The organism is Stenotrophomonas sp. YJH_SMC_33 (assembly GCF_059372295.1).
In genome coordinates this window covers 198,180-217,629 of sequence record NZ_JCAFVJ010000002.1, presented here as the reverse complement: position 1 = coordinate 217,629, position 19,450 = coordinate 198,180, and the positions used below count along the sequence as shown (strand labels likewise).

General features: G+C 66.7%; 22 protein-coding genes. 14 read left to right on the top strand and 8 right to left on the bottom strand.

The features are described from left to right. The first annotated feature begins 5 nt into the window (after positions 1-5). Positions 6-515, top strand: coding sequence for a pathogenicity-like protein (locus tag AC5P9W_RS04860; RefSeq protein WP_019659302.1), 510 nt, complete (start codon positions 6-8; stop codon positions 513-515). A 228-nt stretch (positions 516-743) separates the two neighbouring features. After that, the gene (locus AC5P9W_RS04855) at positions 744-1,961 is read left to right on the top strand and encodes an RNA polymerase sigma factor (RefSeq protein ID WP_019659303.1); all 1,218 of its coding nucleotides are present in this window, start codon (positions 744-746) and stop codon (positions 1,959-1,961) included. Between the two features lie 51 nt (positions 1,962-2,012). On the opposite strand, the gene AC5P9W_RS04850 is transcribed toward AC5P9W_RS04855, so the two are convergent. Further along, a complete protein-coding gene (locus tag AC5P9W_RS04850) occupies positions 2,013-2,573 on the bottom strand; it encodes an EF-hand domain-containing protein (RefSeq protein WP_021203117.1) in 561 nt (186 codons plus the stop codon). A 156-nt stretch (positions 2,574-2,729) separates the two neighbouring features. Between AC5P9W_RS04850 and AC5P9W_RS04845 the strand changes: the two genes are divergently transcribed. Together AC5P9W_RS04845 and AC5P9W_RS04840 are read left to right on the top strand one after the other, a co-directional pair. Further along, positions 2,730-3,485 (top strand): arginyltransferase, encoded by a 756-nt coding sequence (locus AC5P9W_RS04845; protein WP_111101869.1) that lies wholly within the window; start codon positions 2,730-2,732, stop codon positions 3,483-3,485. Between the two features lie 38 nt (positions 3,486-3,523). Continuing rightward, on the top strand, positions 3,524-4,738 hold the full coding sequence (locus tag AC5P9W_RS04840) for an endonuclease/exonuclease/phosphatase family protein (protein WP_111101818.1): 1,215 nt from the start codon (positions 3,524-3,526) through the stop codon (positions 4,736-4,738). Between the two features lie 130 nt (positions 4,739-4,868). On the opposite strand, the gene purT is transcribed toward AC5P9W_RS04840, so the two are convergent. Continuing rightward, complete coding sequence (purT, locus tag AC5P9W_RS04835) at positions 4,869-6,056, bottom strand: formate-dependent phosphoribosylglycinamide formyltransferase (protein WP_111101819.1); 1,188 nt, start codon at positions 6,054-6,056, stop codon at positions 4,869-4,871. Between the two features lie 137 nt (positions 6,057-6,193). Here purT and AC5P9W_RS04830 point away from each other — a divergent pair, with 137 nt between their 5' ends. Genes AC5P9W_RS04830 through AC5P9W_RS04810 form a run of 5 tightly spaced genes read left to right on the top strand, consistent with a single transcriptional unit; the run spans position 6,194 to position 8,892 of the window. Further along, complete coding sequence (locus AC5P9W_RS04830) at positions 6,194-7,075, top strand: SPFH domain-containing protein (protein WP_021203112.1); 882 nt, start codon at positions 6,194-6,196, stop codon at positions 7,073-7,075. A gap of 45 nt (positions 7,076-7,120) precedes the next feature. Further along, on the top strand, positions 7,121-7,300 hold the full coding sequence (locus AC5P9W_RS04825) for a type II toxin-antitoxin system antitoxin (protein WP_019659309.1): 180 nt from the start codon (positions 7,121-7,123) through the stop codon (positions 7,298-7,300). Further along, positions 7,297-7,476, top strand: coding sequence for a DUF4177 domain-containing protein (locus tag AC5P9W_RS04820; protein WP_019659310.1), 180 nt, complete (start codon positions 7,297-7,299; stop codon positions 7,474-7,476). Before AC5P9W_RS04825 ends, AC5P9W_RS04820 begins: the two co-directional genes overlap by 4 nt. A 3-nt stretch (positions 7,477-7,479) precedes the next feature. Beyond that, a complete protein-coding gene (locus tag AC5P9W_RS04815; RefSeq protein WP_019659311.1) occupies positions 7,480-8,073 on the top strand; it encodes a PH domain-containing protein in 594 nt (197 codons plus the stop codon). A gap of 9 nt (positions 8,074-8,082) precedes the next feature. Then, positions 8,083-8,892: a M15 family metallopeptidase gene (locus tag AC5P9W_RS04810; RefSeq protein WP_206621295.1), complete on the top strand. Its 810-nt coding sequence runs from the start codon at positions 8,083-8,085 to the stop codon at positions 8,890-8,892. A 159-nt stretch (positions 8,893-9,051) separates the two neighbouring features. Here the strand turns inward: AC5P9W_RS04810 and AC5P9W_RS04805 are convergent, their stop codons facing one another. From AC5P9W_RS04805 to AC5P9W_RS04790, 4 genes are all read right to left on the bottom strand, one after another. Then, positions 9,052-9,423: a DUF423 domain-containing protein gene (locus AC5P9W_RS04805; RefSeq protein ID WP_019659313.1), complete on the bottom strand. Its 372-nt coding sequence runs from the start codon at positions 9,421-9,423 to the stop codon at positions 9,052-9,054. 104 nt (positions 9,424-9,527) lie between these two features. Next, on the bottom strand, positions 9,528-10,601 hold the full coding sequence (locus AC5P9W_RS04800) for a polyketide cyclase (RefSeq protein WP_021203110.1): 1,074 nt from the start codon (positions 10,599-10,601) through the stop codon (positions 9,528-9,530). 234 nt (positions 10,602-10,835) lie between these two features. Then, positions 10,836-11,477, bottom strand: a complete 642-nt coding sequence (locus tag AC5P9W_RS04795; protein ID WP_021203109.1) for a response regulator — start codon at positions 11,475-11,477, stop codon at positions 10,836-10,838. Further along, on the bottom strand, positions 11,477-12,679 hold the full coding sequence (locus AC5P9W_RS04790; RefSeq protein ID WP_019659315.1) for a sensor histidine kinase: 1,203 nt from the start codon (positions 12,677-12,679) through the stop codon (positions 11,477-11,479). The genes AC5P9W_RS04795 and AC5P9W_RS04790 overlap by 1 nt, the downstream gene beginning before the upstream one ends. A gap of 151 nt (positions 12,680-12,830) precedes the next feature. Between AC5P9W_RS04790 and AC5P9W_RS04785 the strand changes: the two genes are divergently transcribed. Genes AC5P9W_RS04785 through AC5P9W_RS04765 form a run of 5 tightly spaced genes read left to right on the top strand, consistent with a single transcriptional unit; the run spans position 12,831 to position 15,857 of the window. Continuing rightward, complete coding sequence (locus tag AC5P9W_RS04785) at positions 12,831-13,427, top strand: GNAT family N-acetyltransferase (RefSeq protein WP_019659316.1); 597 nt, start codon at positions 12,831-12,833, stop codon at positions 13,425-13,427. Then, the gene (gene minC, locus AC5P9W_RS04780; protein WP_164143875.1) at positions 13,373-14,218 is read left to right on the top strand and encodes a septum site-determining protein MinC; all 846 of its coding nucleotides are present in this window, start codon (positions 13,373-13,375) and stop codon (positions 14,216-14,218) included. Before AC5P9W_RS04785 ends, minC begins: the two co-directional genes overlap by 55 nt. A 37-nt stretch (positions 14,219-14,255) precedes the next feature. After that, a complete protein-coding gene (gene minD / locus AC5P9W_RS04775) occupies positions 14,256-15,065 on the top strand; it encodes a septum site-determining protein MinD (protein WP_019659318.1) in 810 nt (269 codons plus the stop codon). A gap of 2 nt (positions 15,066-15,067) precedes the next feature. Continuing rightward, the gene (gene minE, locus AC5P9W_RS04770; RefSeq protein ID WP_005408532.1) at positions 15,068-15,328 is read left to right on the top strand and encodes a cell division topological specificity factor MinE; all 261 of its coding nucleotides are present in this window, start codon (positions 15,068-15,070) and stop codon (positions 15,326-15,328) included. Between the two features lie 46 nt (positions 15,329-15,374). Beyond that, positions 15,375-15,857, top strand: coding sequence for a hypothetical protein (locus AC5P9W_RS04765; protein WP_171952331.1), 483 nt, complete (start codon positions 15,375-15,377; stop codon positions 15,855-15,857). Positions 15,858-15,977: 120 nt separating this feature from the next. Here AC5P9W_RS04765 and AC5P9W_RS04760 read toward each other — a convergent pair whose 3' ends face one another. Both AC5P9W_RS04760 and AC5P9W_RS04755 read right to left on the bottom strand, forming a co-directional pair. Further along, a complete protein-coding gene (locus AC5P9W_RS04760; protein WP_021203107.1) occupies positions 15,978-17,222 on the bottom strand; it encodes a DUF819 family protein in 1,245 nt (414 codons plus the stop codon). 136 nt (positions 17,223-17,358) lie between these two features. After that, a complete protein-coding gene (locus AC5P9W_RS04755) occupies positions 17,359-19,437 on the bottom strand; it encodes an alpha/beta hydrolase family protein (protein ID WP_111098265.1) in 2,079 nt (692 codons plus the stop codon). Positions 19,438-19,450: the final 13 nt, after the last annotated feature.

Below are 19,450 nucleotides of genomic sequence, written 5' to 3'. Positions count from 1 at the left end.
AACCCATGCGCCAGATCTTCAGCAGCCAGCGCGTGGAAACCGTCGAAGGCGTGGCCGAGCTCCTGCGCGGGCATGGCATCGAGGTCAAGGTGACCAACGGGCGCTCCTACAAGACCCGTCGCCGCGGCCAGTTCAGCTATACCGACCTGGGCAACGCCAACGCCTATCCGGCGGTATGGATCGTGCGTGCCGACGACCAGCCGCGCGCGCGCGAAATCCTGCGCGAGGCGCGCCTGCTCGACACTACCCGCCGCGACCACCCCACCGCCGAATTCGCCTTCCGCGACACGGCGGAACCGGGCAGCGGCGGCCGCAGCTGGGCCTGGCGCATCCGCATCGCCCTGCTGGTGGTAATTGCTGGCGTGGCGTTGGTCATCGGCCTGCGCCATCGTGGTGCCCCGGCACCGGTCGCGCCGGCCCCTGCCCCGCAGGCCCAGCCGCAGCAGGCACAGCCGGCACCGCAGGCCGCGCCGGCAGAGGAAGAAGTGCGGGTCCGCATCCAGCCCTCCAAGTAAGAGGCGGTAGCGCCGGGCCATGCCCGGCGAGCGCAGCGGCCTGTCAGCAGGGCCGCGACTTTACCGTAACCCGTCAGGATTGGCCCCCCCCCCCTTGTTGTTCAAGGGGGCGCGCCAACGGCGCGGGGATGAGGTGGAATGCGCGGACCGAAGATGCATCAGCATCTGCGGTCACACTTCGCGCGCGGCTCCGTCATGGGACACAATCCCAGCAGGAGAGCTGCCGCCATGACGACGTTCGCCGCATCGATCGACCAGACCCTGGAACGCGAACTGCCCGCCGCCGCAAGCGGTTGCCAGCACGCCTACGGGCGCATCGTGCTGGCCTGCCAGAACACGGTCACCGCCATCGCGCTGGCCATCACCCGCGACCGCCAAGCCAGCGAGGACATCGCCCAGGAGGCCTTCGTCAAGGGCTGGCAGCAGCTGCACCAGCTGCGCAGTTCGACCAGCTTCCTGCCGTGGCTGCGGCAGATCACCCGCAACCTGGCCCGCGACTGGCTGCGCGCCCAGCGCGGGCGCCCGCTGACTGGCGAGGCGGCCGAGGTGGCGATGGGCATGGCCGCCGACCCCGCCCCGGGTGCTGCCGACCGCCTGCAGCGGGTGGAAGAGGAGATCGCCGCCGAGGAGATCATCTCTGCCCTGCCCGCAGACAGCCGCGAAGTGCTGCTGCTGTACTACCGCGAGGGCCAGCGCTCGCAACAGGTGGCCGACCTGCTCGGGCTCAGCGACGCTGCGGTGCGCAAGCGCCTGTCGCGCGCCCGCGCGCTGGTGCGCGACGGCCTGCTGCAGCGCTTCGGTGAGTTCGCGCGTAGCAGCGCACCCAGTGCCGCGTTCGCTACGGCGGTGGTTTCGATGGTACTGGTGGCCGCGCCCGGCACCGCCAGTGCCGCAATCCTGCTCGGCACCGGTGTCGGCATCGGTGGCAGCAAGCTCAGCCTCGGTGGCGCCAGTGCCGCCGGCGGTACCGCGATGGGCTCGCTGACCGCCGCACTGGGGCAACTGCACATGATGCCGGCTGAAAGCTGGGGAGCGGTCATCGGTGGCGTGGTCGGCGGCACGGTCGGCAGCTACTTCGGTGGACGCTTCCTGATGTCGTACACCCGCAGCGAGGCCGAGCGCGCCGACGTCCGCCGTTTCCTCTATCTCAACATCGGCACCTGCATGCTCTGGTGCCTGACGATCCTGATGGCAGTGCTGCTGCAGGCGCCGCTCTGGGCCGTCCTGCTGGTGCAGGTCGCGGGCCTGGCCGTAGTCAACTACCAGTGCCTGGTACCGCTGCAGCGGCTGATGGCGCCGATGATCGCGCGTGACTCGCTGCAGCGCGGGCTCACCGGAACCAACTGGAAGTACGAGGCCATGTACGGCCGCACCGGCATCATCGCCATGAACCTGATGGTCATCGCGCTTGTGCTGTATTCGCTGGTGCGGAGCGGCCGGCTGTAACGGACAACGCCGGCGATGCGCCGGCGTTGTCGTCAATCACAGCATTGAAACTCAGCGCTGCGGCTTCGGCGCGCTGCCATCACGCGGGCCACCGTGGCGCGGGCCGCCGTGCATCGGACCCTTGGCCGCGTCGAACTCGGCCTTGCTCAGCTGGCCGTCCTTGTTGGTGTCGGCGGCGGCAAACCAGGCATCACGATGCTGCTTCATGCGCAGCTCGCGGTCGGCCTTGTCCAGGTAGCCATCCTTGTTCAGATCAAGCTGGTCAAAACGCGCGGCCAGGCGCGGATCGGCCTTGGCTTCCTCGCGGCTGAGGCGGCCGTCCTTGTTGACGTCCAGCGTGGCCCAGCGCTCACCGCCATGGCCGCGGCGGCCATGCTGCCAGCGCGGCAGTTCGTCGCGCGAGAGCTTGCCGTCCTTGTTCTTGTCCAGCTCGTCGAATTTCGCAGCCAGGTGCGGGTTGGCGGCCGCCTCGCTGCGGTCGATGACGCCGTCACCGTTGGTGTCCAGCTTGGCCGGGCGCGGTGCCGGCGTGGCCGGGGTGTCGGCGGCCAGCGCGATTCCGGAAGCAGAGGTGCCCAGCAGCAGGGCCAGCAGCAGGGGGGTACGGATCATGAGGTCACTCCTGGGGATGGGAACAGCGTCGGGGTGATCACTTCACCCTCGAAGGACAACAACGCTCGGACGCGACATCGGTTGACGCCGCTGCCGGTTCCGTTCATCCGGCGGACAGTCGCCGCCACTGCGACGGGCTGGGGCTATGCTGTGTCCATGGCGATCCATGGCGACAGAGACGACGAACTGCGACTTTTCCAGACCGGCGAGCACCCTTGCGGGTACTGGTCGGACCGGGTGGCACGCGACCTGGTGCTGGACCCGAACGACCGCCGCCTCGGCGCCCTCTATCCGCTGGCACTGAGCTGGGGCTTCCGCCGCAGCGGCGACCTGGTCTACCGGCCGCACTGCGCGCACTGCCAGGCCTGCGTGGCAGTGCGCATCCCCGTGGCCCGCTTCGCCCCGGACCGCAGCCAGCGCCGTTGTGCCGCCCGCAATGACGACCTGGAGGTGCGGATCACCGCCGCCACCGCCCGTGACGACCTGTTCGCGCTGTACCACCGTTATCTCACCCACCGCCACGCCAACGGCGGCATGGACGACCATGGCCCGCACGAGTTCGAGCAGTTCCTGATCGGCAGCTGGTCGCACACCCGCTTCATAGAGATGCGCCTGCCCGGCCACGACGGCCAGCCCAGCCAGCTGCTGGGGGTGGCAGTGACCGACGTCACCGAGCACGGCCTGTCGGCGGTCTACACCTTCTTCGACCCGGACCACGCCGCGCGCGGGCTGGGCACCTTCGCGATCCTGCAGCAGATCGAATGGGCGCGCCGCGAGGGCCTGCCGCACGTGTATCTGGGCTACTGGATCCGCGGCCACCAGAAGATGGACTACAAGCGTCGCTTCCGTCCGCTGGAAGCCTACGATGGCCGCCGCTGGCACGATTTCGACAACGATCTGGACGGGCGCTGACAAACCGCTGACACCGGGCCGGGTGCACAATACGGCCCATGAACATGACCCGCCGCCATCCCCTGATCCTCGCCTTGGCCCTGCTCTGCGGCGCCACCGCCCCTGCCTTCGCCACGTCCCCTGCGATGACCGAAAAGCCGTCCGCTGCGCTGCGCCTGGCCACCTACAACACCTCGCTGTACTCCGATGACGCCGGTGGCCTGATCAAGGAGCTGGAAGGCGACAGCGAGCACGCGCGCAAGATCGCCGCAGTGCTGCAGCAGGTGCGCCCGGACCTGGTGCTGCTGAACGAATTCGACTTCGACGACGCCCATCGCGCCGCCGACCTGTTCCAGAAGCGCTACCTGGAGGTCGCCCAGCCCGGTGGCGGCAAACCGCTGCACTTCGCCTACCGCTATCTGGCACCGGTCAACACCGGCGTGCCCAGCGGCCTGGACCTGGACAACAACGGCGTGGTCGGCGGCGAAGGCCGCAGCCGTGGCAATGACGCGTGGGGCTACGGCCTGCACCCCGGCCAGTACGGCATGCTGGTGCTGTCGCGCTACCCGATCGACGAAGCCAAGGTGCGCAGCTTCCAGCTGCTGAAGTGGAGCGCGATGCCCGGCGCGATCCGTCCGGTCGATCCGCGCACCGGCAAGAGCTTCTACAACGACCACGTGTGGTCGCAGCTGCGCCTGTCCTCGAAGTCGCATTGGGACGTGCCGGTGAAGACCCCGGGCGGCGTGGTGCACGCGCTGGTCTCGCACCCGACCCCGCCGGTGTTCGACGGCCCGGAAAAGCGCAACGCCGCGCGCAACCACGACGAACTGCGCCTGTGGCAGGAATACCTGTCCAAGGGCGACAAGTCGTGGCTGTGCGACGACAAGGGCCAGTGCGGCGGCCTGGCCCAGGACGCGCGCTTCGTGATCCTTGGCGACCTCAACAATGACCCGGCCGATGGCGATGGCCGCCATGAAGCAATCGTCGAGCTGATCGAGAACGCCCGCGTGCTGCGCTACCCCACCCCGCGCAGCGTCGGCGGCGAGCAGACCAGCCTGGCCTATGCGGCCAAGGGCATCGAGCGCAAGGGCGCACCGTTCCACGCCACCGGCGACTTCGGTCCGAAGTCCGGCACGATGCGCCTGGACTACGTGCTGCCCTCGACCGGTTTCGAGTACGTGGGCAGCGGCATCTTCTGGCCGGCCAATGAGAGCCCGGAAGCGAAGATCGCCGACGGCAGCGACCACCACCTGGTGTGGGTGGACGTGCGGTAGAGTCGACTGTTAGTCGACTGCACGGAAAATCTGTACCGACCAACGGTCGGTACCCACCGGAAAAAGGGGACGGACGGGATTAAGCCGTTTGTGCCACAAACGACTTAATCCCGTCCGTCCCCTTTTCGCTTTACGGGCGCAGTTCGACGCCGATGGCGTCGGCGGCGTCACGCGCGATGGCGCGTGCTTCGTCGATGGTTTCCGCGCGCGCCAGGGTCACGCCCACGCGGCGATGACCGTGCACGCTCGGCTTGCCGAACAGGCGCACGGCGGTGTCAGGCACCTGCAGTGCGGCGGCGACGTTGTTGAAGTACGGCACGCCCTCGCCGTGGGCCAACAGCGCGCACGATGCCGACGGGCCGCTCTGGCGGATCAGCGGGATCGGCAGGCCGAGGATGGCGCGTGCATGCAGCGCGAACTCACTCAGTTCCTGCGATACCAGCGTCACCAGGCCGGTGTCGTGCGGGCGCGGCGACACTTCGCTGAACCATACTTCGTCGCCCTTCACGAACAGCTCGACGCCGAACAGGCCCCAGCCACCGAGGTCGTCGGTAATCGCGCGCGAGATCTCTTCGGCACGCGCCAGCGCCTTGTCCGACATCGGCTGCGGCTGCCAGCTTTCGCGGTAGTCGCCGTCCTTCTGCAGGTGGCCGATCGGCGCACAGAAGGAGGTGCCGCCGGCATGGCGCACGGTCAACAGGGTGATCTCGTAATCGAAGTCGATGAAACCCTCGACGATGCAGCGGCCGGCGCCGGCGCGGCCACCGGTCTGTGCGTACTCCCACGCCGGGGCGATGTCCGCTTCGCTGCGCAGGGTGCTCTGGCCCTTGCCCGAGGACGACATGACCGGCTTGACCACGCACGGCAGGCCGATGGCGGCCACGGCAGCACGGTACTCGGCCTCGGTATCGACGAAGCGGTACGGCGAGGTCGGCAGGCCCAGGGTTTCGGCGGCGAGGCGGCGAATGCCTTCGCGGTCCATGGTCAGGCGTGCAGCACGCGCGGTCGGGATCACCCGCAGGCCCTGCTCCTGTTCCAGCTGGACCAGGGTCTCGGTGTGGATGGCCTCGATCTCCGGCACCACCAGGTGCGGCTGCTCCTCGGCGATCAGAGCGCGCAGCGCCATCGCATCGAGCATGTCGATCACGTGCGAGCGGTGCGCAACCTGCATGGCCGGCGCATCGGCGTAGCGATCGGCGGCGATCACCTCCACGCCCAGCCGCTGCAGCTCGATGGCCACCTCCTTGCCGAGTTCGCCCGAGCCCAGCAGCAGCACGCGGGTGGCGGAGGGGGACAACGGAGTTCCAAGCTTGGCCATGGCGGTTCCAGCAGCAATGTGAAGGCGGAAGGGCATTCTAGCTGGCCGCGCCCTCTGGCCATGCCATCCGACGAACGGTAGCCTGGAAGTGATATCACTTTGATATCTTATGTTCGAACCCTCAAGGACGTACCGCCATGAAAGAGAAGTCGCTGTCTTCGCTCAACGGCCTCGGCACGCTGGCCGTCGCCCTGCTCGTCGCCCTCGCTGGCGCCGCCCTGTTCGTACTGGGTGTGGCCGCCAAGGCCAGCGTCGGCTCGCCCAACCTGCTGCTGATGCTGCTGGGGGCGTTGCTGGTAGTCCTGGGCGTGTTCACGCTGGCCGGCCTGTACACCATCCAGCCCAACCAGGCGGCGGTGCTGAGCCTGTTCGGCAAGTACGTGGGCACGGTGAAGGACAACGGCCTGCGCTGGAACAACCCTTTCTATGCCAAGCGCCGGGTCAGCCAGCGCGTGCGCAACTTCGAGAGCGGCAAGCTGAAGGTCAACGAGCTGGACGGCAGCCCGATCGAGATCGCCGCGGTGATTGTCTGGCAGGTGGTCGATGCCTCCGAGGCCGTCTACAACGTGGACGACTACGAGAGCTTCGTGCACATCCAGTCCGAATCGGCACTGCGGGCGATGGCCACCAGCTATCCCTACGACCAGCACGAGGATGGACAGCTGGCCCTGCGTAGCCACGCCAGCGAGATCTCCCAGCACCTGAAGAACGAGCTGGCCGAGCGCCTGGCCGATGCCGGTGTACAGGTGATCGACGCGCGCATCAGCCACCTGGCCTACGCCGCCGAAATCGCCCAGGCGATGCTGCAACGCCAGCAGGCCAACGCGGTGATCGCCGCGCGCACGCGTATTGTTGCTGGTGCGGTGGGCATGGTCGAGATGGCCTTGGCCGAACTGCAGAAGAACGGCGTGGTGCAGCTGGACGAGGAACGCAAGGCGCACATGGTCAGCAACCTGCTCACCGTGCTGTGCTCGGACCGCGGCACCCAGCCGATCGTCAATGCCGGCTCGCTGTATTGAGCCACACTCGCAACGGGGTGCCCCACCGCCCCGCCAGGAGCCCCCATGAGTGAGAAGAAAGCCTACCCGCTGCGCATCAATGCCGACGTCCTGGCTGCTGCGCAGCGCTGGGCTGATGACGAACTGCGCAGCCTCAACGCGCAGATCGAATACGTGCTGCGCGACGCCCTGCGCAAGGCGGGACGCCTGCCGAAACCCGCGCCATCGTCGGAGGACAAGGAATGAGCAAGCGTTGGAGCTACCAGACCATCGAGGTCAAGACGTCCATGATGGGCCTGCTCAAGGCCGAGGACATCCAGGCCGAACTCAGCCGCCAGGGCCAACTGGGCTGGGAACTGGTCAACATCATCATCCCGGCGCCGATGCGCCCGGCGATGCTGGTGTTCAAGAAGGAGGCCTGACGCATGGGCGGCAGCGACCCGAAGACGTTTGAAGTGGCCGAGAGCTCGCCGTTGCGCGTGCTCTGGATCGTGCTTCCGCTGCTGGCTGCCTTCGTGGCGTGCGTGTACGCACAGCTGTACAAGGCGCCGGCCAGTGCCCCTTGGATCGAAGTAGCGCTGTCGCCGCCCTGGTTCCGGATGGGTGGCAGTGCCGCCTGGAGTCTGCTGGTGATCGCGGTACTCGGCATCGGGTTGGGCGCAGCATTCTTCCGTCGCCGGGTGGAACTGGACGACAACGTGCTGGATGTGCGCTCGACGATGTACCGCCGCCGCGTCCCGGTGGCGCAGCTGCGGCTGGACCAGGCCGAGGTGGTCGACCTGCAGCGTGACCGCCGCTATGGCATCCGTGTCAAAACCAATGGCTATTCAGTGCCAGGCTTCTATTCCGGCCACTTCCGCCTGCACGGGGGCGGCAAGGGCTTCGCTCTGGTCACCGATCGTGCGCGTGTCCTCGCCCTGCCGGTCAGTGACGGCAGCACGCTGCTGCTCAGCGTGGACCGGCCGCAGGCGCTGCTCGATGCGCTGCACAAAGTGGCCGCGTCGGCGCCACGGCAGTAAGCTGCTGAGATGCAACGACGCGCCCCCCTGCTGATCAACACCGAGGCCATCGAGCTGTGGCCCGCGCACCTGCTGCGTGCACGCAGCAACCTGGATGCACGCCTGCTGTCGCAGGCACACTGGGTGCTGCGGCGCAAGCGCGATGGCCGCTACCTCGCGGCGGTACTGGCGCGCGGGGTTCATGCCATGGTGCCGCGCCTGGCACGCGAGCCAGGGGTGGAGGACGCATTGGCGCTGCTGGATGCAGCAGCGGCGCGTCCGTTCGGCGCCGTGCTGGAGGATCAGTGGTTGCCACTGGCAGGCCTGCAGCAGCGCCTGCAGCAGCTTGGCCTGGATGCACAGCGCTATGCCGGCGACAGCGGGCTGCCGCTCGAACCCGAACCCTGCCTGCTGCACTTCGCCGGCCGCGACCGCTTCGCCCGCCCGTTGTGGATGCGCTGTGCCGCCGCGCAGGGCTGGCGGCGGATGCGACTGCACGCGGCACAGGATGGAATTGCGCTGGACGCCATCTCCGGCTTCCGCAGCCATGCCTACCAGTTGGGCATCTTCGAGCGGAAGCTGGCGCGCGGCTTGAGCGTGGCAGAGATCCTGAAGGTCAATGCCGCCCCGGGTTTCAGCGAACACCACAGCGGCTACGCGCTGGACATCGGCACACCTGGCGATGCGCCGGCCGAAGAATCGTTCGAAGCCACCGACGCGTTCGCCTGGCTGCAGGTGCATGCCGGCGGGCATGGCTTCCATCTGAGTTACCCACGCGACAACCCGCACGGCATCGTCTACGAACCCTGGCACTGGTGCTGGAGACCGGCCAACGGCTGAGCCCCTCGTGGCGAAAGCCTGGAGCGGTCAGCGCATGGCCGCGGGATGGAACAAGACAGCAAAGACAAAAGCCGGTCGCTTCGCTCGAAGCCGAGCATGGCTCGGCTCTACAGAAGCTGACGGCGCAGCGGTGTCGTGCTTGGCCGATCTCCGCTGCCGTCACCGCCTCAACGCATTGATCGCCAGCAACACCCATCCGGCCATCATGCTGGTGCCACCGATCGGTGCCATCCGCGTCGGCCACTGCCACAGCGCACCACCCACCAGGCTGCCGGAAAACAACAGCACACCCAGCAGCAGCACGTACAGCGCAAGGTGCGCGATCGCTCCCTGCGCGCGCGGCCCCAGCGCCACCAGCACCGCACCGTGCGCGAACGCATACAGCGCCGCCATGTTCAGATGCTGCTGCGCCAGCGGATCAGCCACGCCATGCGATGCATAGGCGGACAGGCCGATCGAGGCGGCGGCCAGCAGTGCCCCCAGGCAGGCCAGCAGCGAAGGCTTACGTGCGCGACGTTCGAGATTGAACATGTGGGCTCCTTGCGCAGCGCCCTTGCCGGGCGCCAGATGAAAAAAAAACGCGCCGCAATGAGCGGCGCGTTTTCGTGTCCAGCACTACATGGATCAGCCGAAGCTTACTTGACGGCCCAGTAGATGTCGTAGGTACCTTCCGGGGTGAACGACTTGTCGATGCCGTCCTTCCAGGTTTCGTACGGACGGTCGATCACTTCGTTGCCGGAGGTCACCGCCCAGGCACGCAGGCCGTTGCGGGCCACGTCAAGACCCGCCATGTGGCCGGTGTAGGCCGCATGCGCCGAACGGTGCGGAGCCACATGCACGTACTTGACCGGCGCGCCGCCGTCGATCTTGACGGTCAGCTCTTCAGCGGTGGCACCTTCAGCACCCTTCTTCTTCACCGGCTGGGCGATGTCGAAGGCGTACTTCTCCTGGCCGAAGTCGGTGGTGATGATGCGGAACGGACCGGCGGCTTCAAGGCCATTGGCCTCCATCACGCGCTTGATCCACTCCTGGTTGTCCTTGATGGACTTGGTGATCGTGTCCTGACCGCGGTCCACGTTACCGGCGTTGACGACCAGCAGGTCCTCAGCCGGCACATCGACGATGCCCAGATCGGTCAGCGGGGCTTCCGGCGTGCGGTAGTCGACGTTCGGGACGGTGGCCAGCATGTTGGCCATGCGCGACAGGCCCATCTTGATGTCGTCGCCGATCTGGCGGCTGACATACAGGCCGGCATAACGGCCGAACAGGTCGAAGCCGTACTTCACCGAGTAGTCCTGGGTGATCTTGACGTTACGGCCACCCTTGCCGGTCGGCTCCAGGGTGAAGGTGGTGATCTTGTCGTGACCCTTGGTGGCGTCATCGATGGCGATCGCAACACGCTTGTTCTCTTCGGCTTCGGTGATCTTCCAGGAACCGGTGCCCAGGTCCTTGGAGGTGAAGTCGAGGGTGGCACCGACGCCGGAGGCCGGGCCGGACAGCTTCAGTTCAACGGCGGGATCGCGCAGTACCAGCGGGTTCCAGTCCTTGAAGCGGCGCAGGCTGCTGACCGTGTCGTACACGATCGTCATCTTGCGGTTGGTCTCGATGCTTTCGGTGATGTGACGCTCGCCCGGCAGACATACGCCAATGATGACGAACAGGCCAGCCACGATCCCCAAGGCGATCAGGAACTCGATAATACGGGTCATTCAGAGAGTCTCCGGGGCCGATCCCACGGCCGGGTTGATTGAAGCGAAGCGCCAATCCTAGCAGGCTTCGCGGGCATTGTTTATCGGGATTGGCGCACCGGTTTCCGTGCCGGCTGCGTATTTGTATGGACAAAGAAATCGAAGGGTACCGCATACCGACGCCCCTGAAGTAGGGGGCAACCCCGCCGGAGGGCCATGAATGGACCTCAAGTCATTGTCCTGAAAAGAATTTCCTCACACCAGCTGCAGCTCGAACGCCTTCAATACGGCGCGGGTACGGTCGCGCACGCCCAGCTTGGAAAGGATGTTGGACACGTGGTTCTTGATGGTGCCTTCGGCCACCCCCAGCGAATTGGCAATTTCCTTGTTGGAGAAGCCGCTGGCCATGAGGCGCAGGATCTCGGTCTCGCGGTCGGTCAACGGGTCCGGACGGTCCAGGCTGACAAACTCGTTGCGCATGTGCTCCAGGCCGGACAGCAGCCGCTGGGTCACGGCCGGCTGCACCAGCGAACCGCCGTCGGCCACGGTGCGGATGGCACCGACCAGCTGTGCCAAGGTCACGTCCTTGAGCAGGTAACCCTTGGCGCCGGCCTTAAGCCCGGCCAGCACCAGCTGGTCATCGTCGAAAGTGGTGAGGATGATGGTCGGCGGCAGCAGGTCCTGACGCGACAGGACCTGCAGCGCCTCCAGCCCGGACATCACCGGCATGCGCATGTCCATCAGCACCACGTCCGGTCGCACCTGCGGTATCAGCTCCACCGCCTGGCGGCCGTCGCCGGCCTCGGCCACCACCTCGATGCCGTCGTCGAGCGCCAGCAGGGAGCGGATTCCCTGCCGCACCAGGGTTTGGTCGTCGACCAGGCAGACGCGAATCATCAACGCACTCCTTCAGGAACCTTGGTAAGGGCGGCCACCAGCACCGTTGCCGGTACCGTCGCCCGCAGCCGGAAGCCTTCACCGGGCCGGGTCTCGACCTGCAGCTGGCCACCACATTGTTGCAGTCGCTCGCGCATGCCGCGCAAGCCATTGCCCACATTGACCGTATCCGCGCCGACGCCGTCGTCGCGGGCCTCCACCACCACCTGGTCGGGGGCTTCACGGTACACCTTGATCCACAGGTGGCGGGCACCGGCATGGCGCACCGCGTTGGTGATGATCTCCTGGGTACACCGCAGCAGCACGTGGGCCCGCTGCGGGTCCTCCACGTTCAGTGGATCCTCGATGTCCAGCTGGATGTCCAGCGAGGGCACGTTCTCGGTCAGCGGGCGCAGCGCCGCGGCCAGATCGATGGCACCGGTCTCGCGCAGCTGGCTGACCACCTCGCGCACGTTGCCCAGCAGCAGCTTGGCCAGGGCATGCGAGCGCTTCACATGGTCCAGCGCCTGGCCTTCGGCCAGGTGGCCTGCCACTTCCAGGTTCAGGGTCAGCGCGGTCAGCTGATGCCCCAGAAGGTCATGCAGCTCCCGCGAAATACGGGTGCGCTCGTTGACGCGGGCGCTCTCGGCGAGGAGGGCACGGGTGGCGCGCAGCTCTGAATTGAGCCTGCGCTGTTCGTCGCGGGCCTCGGTCTGCTGTCTCGCAACAAGGCTGGTCACGAAGATGAACATGGAAAAGCCGCCATACAGCAACGACTGCATCACCGCTTCGAACAGCGGGAAGCGCAGCAGCAGGTAATAGACCGGCGCCACCGCCAGCTGGCTGACCAGCAGCCACAGCACGCACAGGCGTACCGAAAGCATCCACGGAATGACGCCGGCAGCCACCATCATCAGGATGCTGCCAAGGCCCGAGCCGCTGAGGAAACTGACGCCCAGCGCCGAGACCGTCAGCAGCAGCAGCAGGCCGCGGTCCAGCCAGCTGGTGTGGCTGCCGCTGTCGCTGCGCAGCAGGCGGGTCAGCCAATAGTACGCCGCGCCGAAGGACAGGTAGGCGACAAACAGCAGGATCGCCCAGCCGCCCATATCGCTGCGGCTGTGCAGGTTCTCGAACTGCGAATACGCCAATGGAAGGCCGACCATGACCCAGGTGAACAGGCCGGCCAGACGGAGAACGCGGGTATGGCTGAGGACTCCCAACATGCCAGCACTCTACGGGCCCGGCCTGCGTCGCGCACTCCCACGGAAGTCATGCATCCGCGCCCCCCTGTTCATGCCGCAGCCCACCCCGGGCATGCAATAATCGTGCGCAGGGTCCCCTGACGGACCAACCGCGTTACCCCACGGAGTCACAATGTCGATTGTCATCCGCGACGTGCGCGAGCACGAGCTCGATTCCGTCCTGGCTTTGAACAACAACGCTGGCCTGGCCATCCTTCCCCTGGATGCGGCCCGCCTGCGCCTGTTCTATGAAACCGCTGAGTATTTCCGCGTCGCCGAGCGCGACGGCAACCTTGCCGGCTTCCTGATCGGCTTCGGCAGCGACAGCCAGCACGACAGCAGCAACTTTGCCTGGTTCAAGCAGCAGCTGGACGCCCCGTTCTTCTATATCGACCGCATCGTGGTTGCCAGCCGCCGCCGTGGTGGTGGCGTCGGTCGCGCGTTCTATGCCGATGCGCAGAGCTTCGCCGAGCTGCGCTACCCGCAGATGACCTGCGAGGTCTTCCTCGACCATGGCGCCGATGCCGCCCTGCTCTTCCACGGCAGCTTCGGCTTCCGCGAGCTGGGCCAGAACACCATGCCGCAGGTCGATGTGCGCGCCAGCATGCTGGCCAAGGAACTGTGCAGCTACCCGTGGGTGAAGGAGACCTACGGCGGCAAGCTGCCGGATGTGGCATGGACACGTGCCCGGCAGCTGCCGGCGCAGGCACAGCGGCCGACGGGGACCTGAGCGTGGCGGTGAATTTCGATTACGAACAGGCCGGTGAACTGAAGATCGGCCAGGTGGGCATCGCCAACCTGCGCATCCGTACGCTTGACGTCGAACGCCTCGTGCAGGAAATGCGCGAACGCGTTACCCGGGCGCCGAAGCTGTTCGGCCGCGCCGCGGTGATCCTCGACTTCGGCGGCCTGAGCCAGGTACCGGACGTGGCCACGGCGCAAGCGCTGGTCGATGGCCTGCGCAGCGCCGGCGTGCTGCCGGTGGCGCTGGCCTATGGCACCAGCGCGGTCGACCTGCTCTCGCAGCAGCTCGGACTGCCGCTGCTGGCCAAGTTCCGCGCCCAGTACGAGCGAGCCGAGGCCGAGCCGCCCCCGCCCCCGCCCGCTCCGGAACCGCGCCGCGCAGCGCGCGCCGAACCGAAGCCGGCGCCGGCCGCGCCGACAGCCAGGATTGCCGGCGCTGCGGCACCGCAGCCGGGCCGCATGCAGCTGGGCAACGTGCGTTCGGGCCAGCAGCTGTACGCTGAGAACTGCGATCTGACCGTGATGGCCACCGTCGGCGCCGGCGCCGAAGTCATCGCCGACGGCAGCATCCATATCTACGGCACCCTGCGCGGCCGCGCGCTGGCAGGGGCCCAGGGCAACACCGCGGCACGCATTTTCTGCCGTGATTTCCATGCGGAACTGGTGGCCATTGCAGGCCACTACAAGGTACTGGACGATGTCCCGGACAACCTGCGCGGCAAAGCCGTGCAGGTGTGGCTGGAACAGGACCAGGTCAAGATCGCTGCGCTGGACTGACGCAGCTCCAAACTCATGCAGAACCAGGAGAAGTCCTTTGGCTGAAATCATCGTAGTCACCTCCGGCAAGGGCGGCGTCGGCAAGACCACTTCCAGCGCGAGCCTGGCCTGCGGCCTGGCACGGCGCGGCAAGAAGGTGGCGGTGATCGACTTCGACGTCGGCCTGCGCAACCTCGACCTGATCATGGGCTGCGAACGCCGCGTGGTGTACGACTTCGTCAACGTCGTGCACGGCGAAGCCACCCTCAAACAGGCCCTGATCAAGGACAAGCGCTTCGACAACCTGTACGTGCTGGCCGCCTCGCAGACCCGCGACAAGGACGCACTGACCCAGGAAGGCGTGGGCAAGGTTCTGAAGGACCTGGCCGCCGACGGCTTCGACTACATCATCTGCGACTCGCCGGCGGGTATCGAAAAGGGTGCCTTCCTGGCGATGTACTTCGCCGACCGCGCCGTGGTGGTGGTGAACCCGGAAGTGTCCTCCGTGCGCGACTCCGACCGCATCATCGGGCTGCTGGATTCGAAGACCCACAAGGCCGAATCCGGGCAGAACGTGCCCGCGTTCCTGCTGCTGACCCGCTATACCCCGCTGCGCGTGGAAACCGGCGAGATGCTCAGCATTGCCGACGTCGAGGAAGTGCTGGGGCTGAAGGCGATCGGCGTGATCCCCGAGTCGGGTGACGTGCTCAATGCCTCCAACAAGGGCGAGCCGGTCATCCTGGATGTCGAATCCGCAGCCGGCCAGGCCTATGAGGACGCCGTTGCGCGCATCCTTGGCGAGGAGCGGCCGATGCGCTTCACCACCGTGGAGAAGAAGGGCTTCTTCAGCAAGCTGTTCGGAGGGTAAGCATGGGCCTGTTCGATTTCCTCAAAGCGAAGAAGACCACCGCCGAAACCGCGAAGAACCGCCTGCAGATCATCATCGCGCAGGAACGCAGCCACCGCGGTGGCCCGGACTACCTGCCCCTGCTGCAGCGCGAGTTGCTGGAAGTGATCAAGAAGTACGTGAACATCGACGTCGATGCGGTGAAGGTCGACCTGGTGAAGGATGGCCAGCACGACGTGCTGGACATCTCCGTGGCGCTGCCTGAAGGCCCGGACAAACCCTGATCCCCCGCCCCGCCCGTGCCTGCATGGGCGGGGCTGCGTGACCTGCATGACCGATACGACAACCACCGTGGGCATCACCTGCGTGGGCGACATCGCCTTCGCCGACGCACAGCGCCTGCTCGCCGCGCATGGCCTGCGGCTGCACCACGTGGCGCCCGGCGAACCGATTCCCGGCAGTTACTGGGGCGAGCCAGAGGCCGGCATCATCGCGAGCAACGTGTACGTGCGCGACGACACGCCCGTGCATTCGATGCTGCACGAAGCCTGCCACCTGATCGTGCTGCCGCCGGAGCGGCGTGCGCAGGTGCATACCGACGCCACCGACTCGGTGGCCGAGGAAGATGCCACCTGCTACCTGCAGATCGTGCTGGCCGGGCAGCTGCCGGGTGTTGGCAGCGCGCGGTTGATGGCCGACATGGACGCCTGGGGGTACACGTATCGGCTGGGATCCACCAAGGCGTGGTTTGAACAGGACGCCGAGGATGCGCGGGCGTGGTTGATCGAACGCGGGTTGCTGCAGGCGGCGTAACCGCCATCCACGCATGGCGTGGATCTACTGTAGAGCCGAGCCCATGCTCGGCTGCTCTTCGCTGTCACGAGCGCGAATGCAAAGCCAGAAGCAGCCGAGCATGGGCTCGGCTCTACAGGATCACCCCTGCCCGGCCAGCGCGCGCAGGGTAATACCGACGATGTAGGCCAGGTAGGTGCCGGTGGCATAGCCCATCGTGCCCAGCAGCACGCCCACCGGCGCCAGCGCCGGATGGAACGCGGCGGCCACCACCGGCGCCGAGGCCGGGCCACCGATGTTCGACTGCGAACCGATGGCGAAATAGAAGAACGGCACCTTCAGCAGCTTGCCCAGGCACCACAGCAGCACGATGTGCACGGCGATCCAGATCAGGCCGAGCAGGAACAGCCACGGGCGGTCCAGCAACGCCAGCAGATCCATCTGCATGCCGATGCAGGCGATCAGGAAGTACAGCAGCAACGAACCCAGACGCGAGGCACCCGCGCCTTCCAGGTTGCGTGCGCGGGTGAAACTCAGGCTCAGGCCCAGGGTGGTCGACAGCACCACCACCCACACGAACGGTGCGTCCAGGCTGAACTGCGCGGCCCAGCTGACATTTGCCTTGAACCACGCCGCCAAGGGCGCACCGATCGCGTGTGCCAGTCCGACGCCACCGAAGGCCACGGCCACGATCAGCATCAGATCGGTGAGGCTGGGAATGCGCTCATGCTCGGCCTGGAAGCGCGCGATGCGCTCCTTCAGTTCATCGATGGCCGAGGTATCGGCGCCACTGCGTGCATCGATCTTCGCCGCACGACCGGCGAGGAAGATCAGCGCCGCCATCCACACATAGCCGACACCCACGTCGACCACGGCGAACTGGCCGAAGGTGGTCGCGTTGACGTCGAACACTTCGCGCATCGCCAGCATGTTGGCGCCACCACCGATCCAGCTGCCGGCCAACGCAGCCATGCCGGCCCAGGTGTCACCGGCCACGGTTTCCGGATGCACGGCGCGCATCAGCAGGAAGGCCACGACCGCCCCGAGCATGATGCTGGCCGATGCCCCCAGGTACATCAGCACCAGCTTCGGGCCCAGCCGCAGGATGCCCTTGATGTCCACCGCCAGGGTCAGCAGGATCAGCGCCGCCGGCAGCAGGATGTCGCGTGCGATCGGGTTGTAGAGCCGGGTGCTCTGCCCGTCGATCAGGCCGACGGTGTTGTAGATGCCGGGAATCAGGTAGCACAGCAGCAGCGCCGGCACGAAGGTGTAGAAGCGTTTCCACAGGCCCTGCTCGCGCGAGGCGGTCCAGAAAACGGCGCCGAGCGTGGCGGCGATCAAACCGAAGACGACGATGTCGTTCTGGATCAGGGCAGTCGAAGGCATGCAGGCGCTCTGGTAGAGCCGGCCGCTGGCCGGCTGCTGTTGGCGGCAGATAAGGTGTGCCGACCAACGGTCGGCACCCACCGGTAAAGCAGATGGTGAAACAGAAGCGCCGCCCCGGAGGGCGGCGCCGCAACCATCAGTTGCCGATGTGCTGCTTCAGCCAGGCATTGACGGTGTCATGCCACAGGATGCTGTTGTTCGGCTTGAGCACCCAGTGGTTTTCATCCGGGAAGTACAGGAACTTCGATTCGATGCCCTGGCGCTGGGCGGCGGTGAACGCGGCCAGGCCCTGCTCGACCGGGATGCGGAAGTCCTGCTGGCCGTGGATGACCAGGATCGGCTTCTTCCAGTCCGCCACGTGGTTGACCGGGTTGAACTTCTCGTAGTTCGCGGCCTTCTGGTACGGCGTGCCGCCCTGCTCCCACTCGGTGAACCACAGTTCTTCGGTGGCGTAGCCCATCATGCGCTGGTCGAACACGCCGTCGTGGTTGACCAGGCACTTGAACGGGCTGTTCCAGTTGCCGGCGATCCAGTTGACCATGAAGCCGCCGTAGCTGGCGCCCAGCGCACAGGCCTTGTCACCGTTGAGGAAGGAATACTTCTTCAGCGCCGCATCCCAGCCCTTCTGCAGGTCTTCCAGCGGGCGGTCGCCCCAGTGCTGGCTGATCGCATCGGTGAACGCCTGGCCGTAGCCGGTGGAGCCGTGGAAGTCGATCATCACCACCGCGTAGCCCTGGCCCGCATAGGTCTGCGGATTCCAGCGGTAGCTCCAGCCATTGCCGAAGCTGCCCTGCGGGCCGCCATGGATCAGGAACGCCACCGGGTAGGACTTGCCTTCCTGATAGTTGTGCGGCTTGACCACGTAGCCATGCACGGTGTCGTTGTTCCAGCCCTTGAACTCGAACTGTTCGTAGTCGCCGAAGGACACGTCCTTGAGTACGTCGCCAGCAGCCGGGGTCAGCGCGCGCAGTTCGCCGATCGGCTGGCCTGCGGCCGGCAGCAGTCCGACCAGCACCTGGTCGTTGCTCTTCAGGCTGTTGCGGGTGATCGCCACGCTGTTGCCGGCCACATCGACCGAGGTCACGCTGCCGTCGCCAACCAGCTTGGTGGCCTTGCCGCTGGCCACGTCGATCTGGAACAGCGGATGCTCGCCGAGGTCGTCGGCGGTGGTGTAGATGCTGGCGCCGTCGGCGGACAGGGTGATGCCGCCCGCCGAACGGTCCCACTGCGGCGCGATCTCGCGGGTCTTGCCGCTGGCCAGGTCCATCGCCATCAGGCCGAAGCGGTCGGCCTCGAAGCCCGGGCGCTTCATCGCACGATAGAACAGCGTCTTGCCGTCGGCGCTGAACACCGGGCCGGCATCCCAGGCTGGGTTGGAGGCGGTCAGGTTGACCGGCGCCTGCTTGCCCGCGGCGTCGAAGCGGTACAGATCGAAGTTGGTCGACCACGGTTCCTGCTTGCCGGCCACACGAATGCTGGCCACTACGCTGGCGCCATCCGGCGACCACGCGAAGTCATCATTGCCGCCGAACGGCTTGGACGGCGCATCACCATCGATGGTCGCGCTCAGTGCCGAGGCGCCCTTGACTGCACCGGCCTTGGCCGCAGGCAGCGGAGCGACGAACAGGGTGTTGCGGCGGCCGTCGTTCCAGGTGTCCCAGTGGCGCACGAACAGCGAATCCCATACCTGGCCGCTGGCCTTGGCGTCCTTCTTTTCCTTCAGCTTCTTCTCGGTGCAGGCCAGGTCCGAGGCGCAGGCCTGGAACACGCCTGCGCTGAACAACACGCGGTCGTCCTGCGGCGACACGTGGTAGCTGTCCACGTCGACCGGGAAGTCGGTCAGCTGGCGCGGAGTACCGCCGCTGATAGGCTGCGCGTACAGCTGCTGGCTGCCGTTTTTGGCGCTCAGGAAATACACCGTCTGGCCATCGGCCGACAGCGAGGCGGAATTGACGTTCCAGCCGGCCGGGGTGATCTGCTTCGGCGGCGCTGCGTCGCGGGTGCGCAGGTTGCGCGCGAACAGCGCGGTGGAGGCCTTCAGGTTGGCGTCCACGCTGCGCTTGGCGAACACCACGGTGCCACCGTCTGCGGTCAGCACCGGCGCGGAAACGCGGTCCATCGCCACCATGTCGCGGACTTCCAGGCCACGGGCAGCGGCAACACTGGGCAGGGCGGCCAGCAGGCTCAGTGGCAGCAGGGCATGACGCAGTTTCATCGGGGTCTCCGCA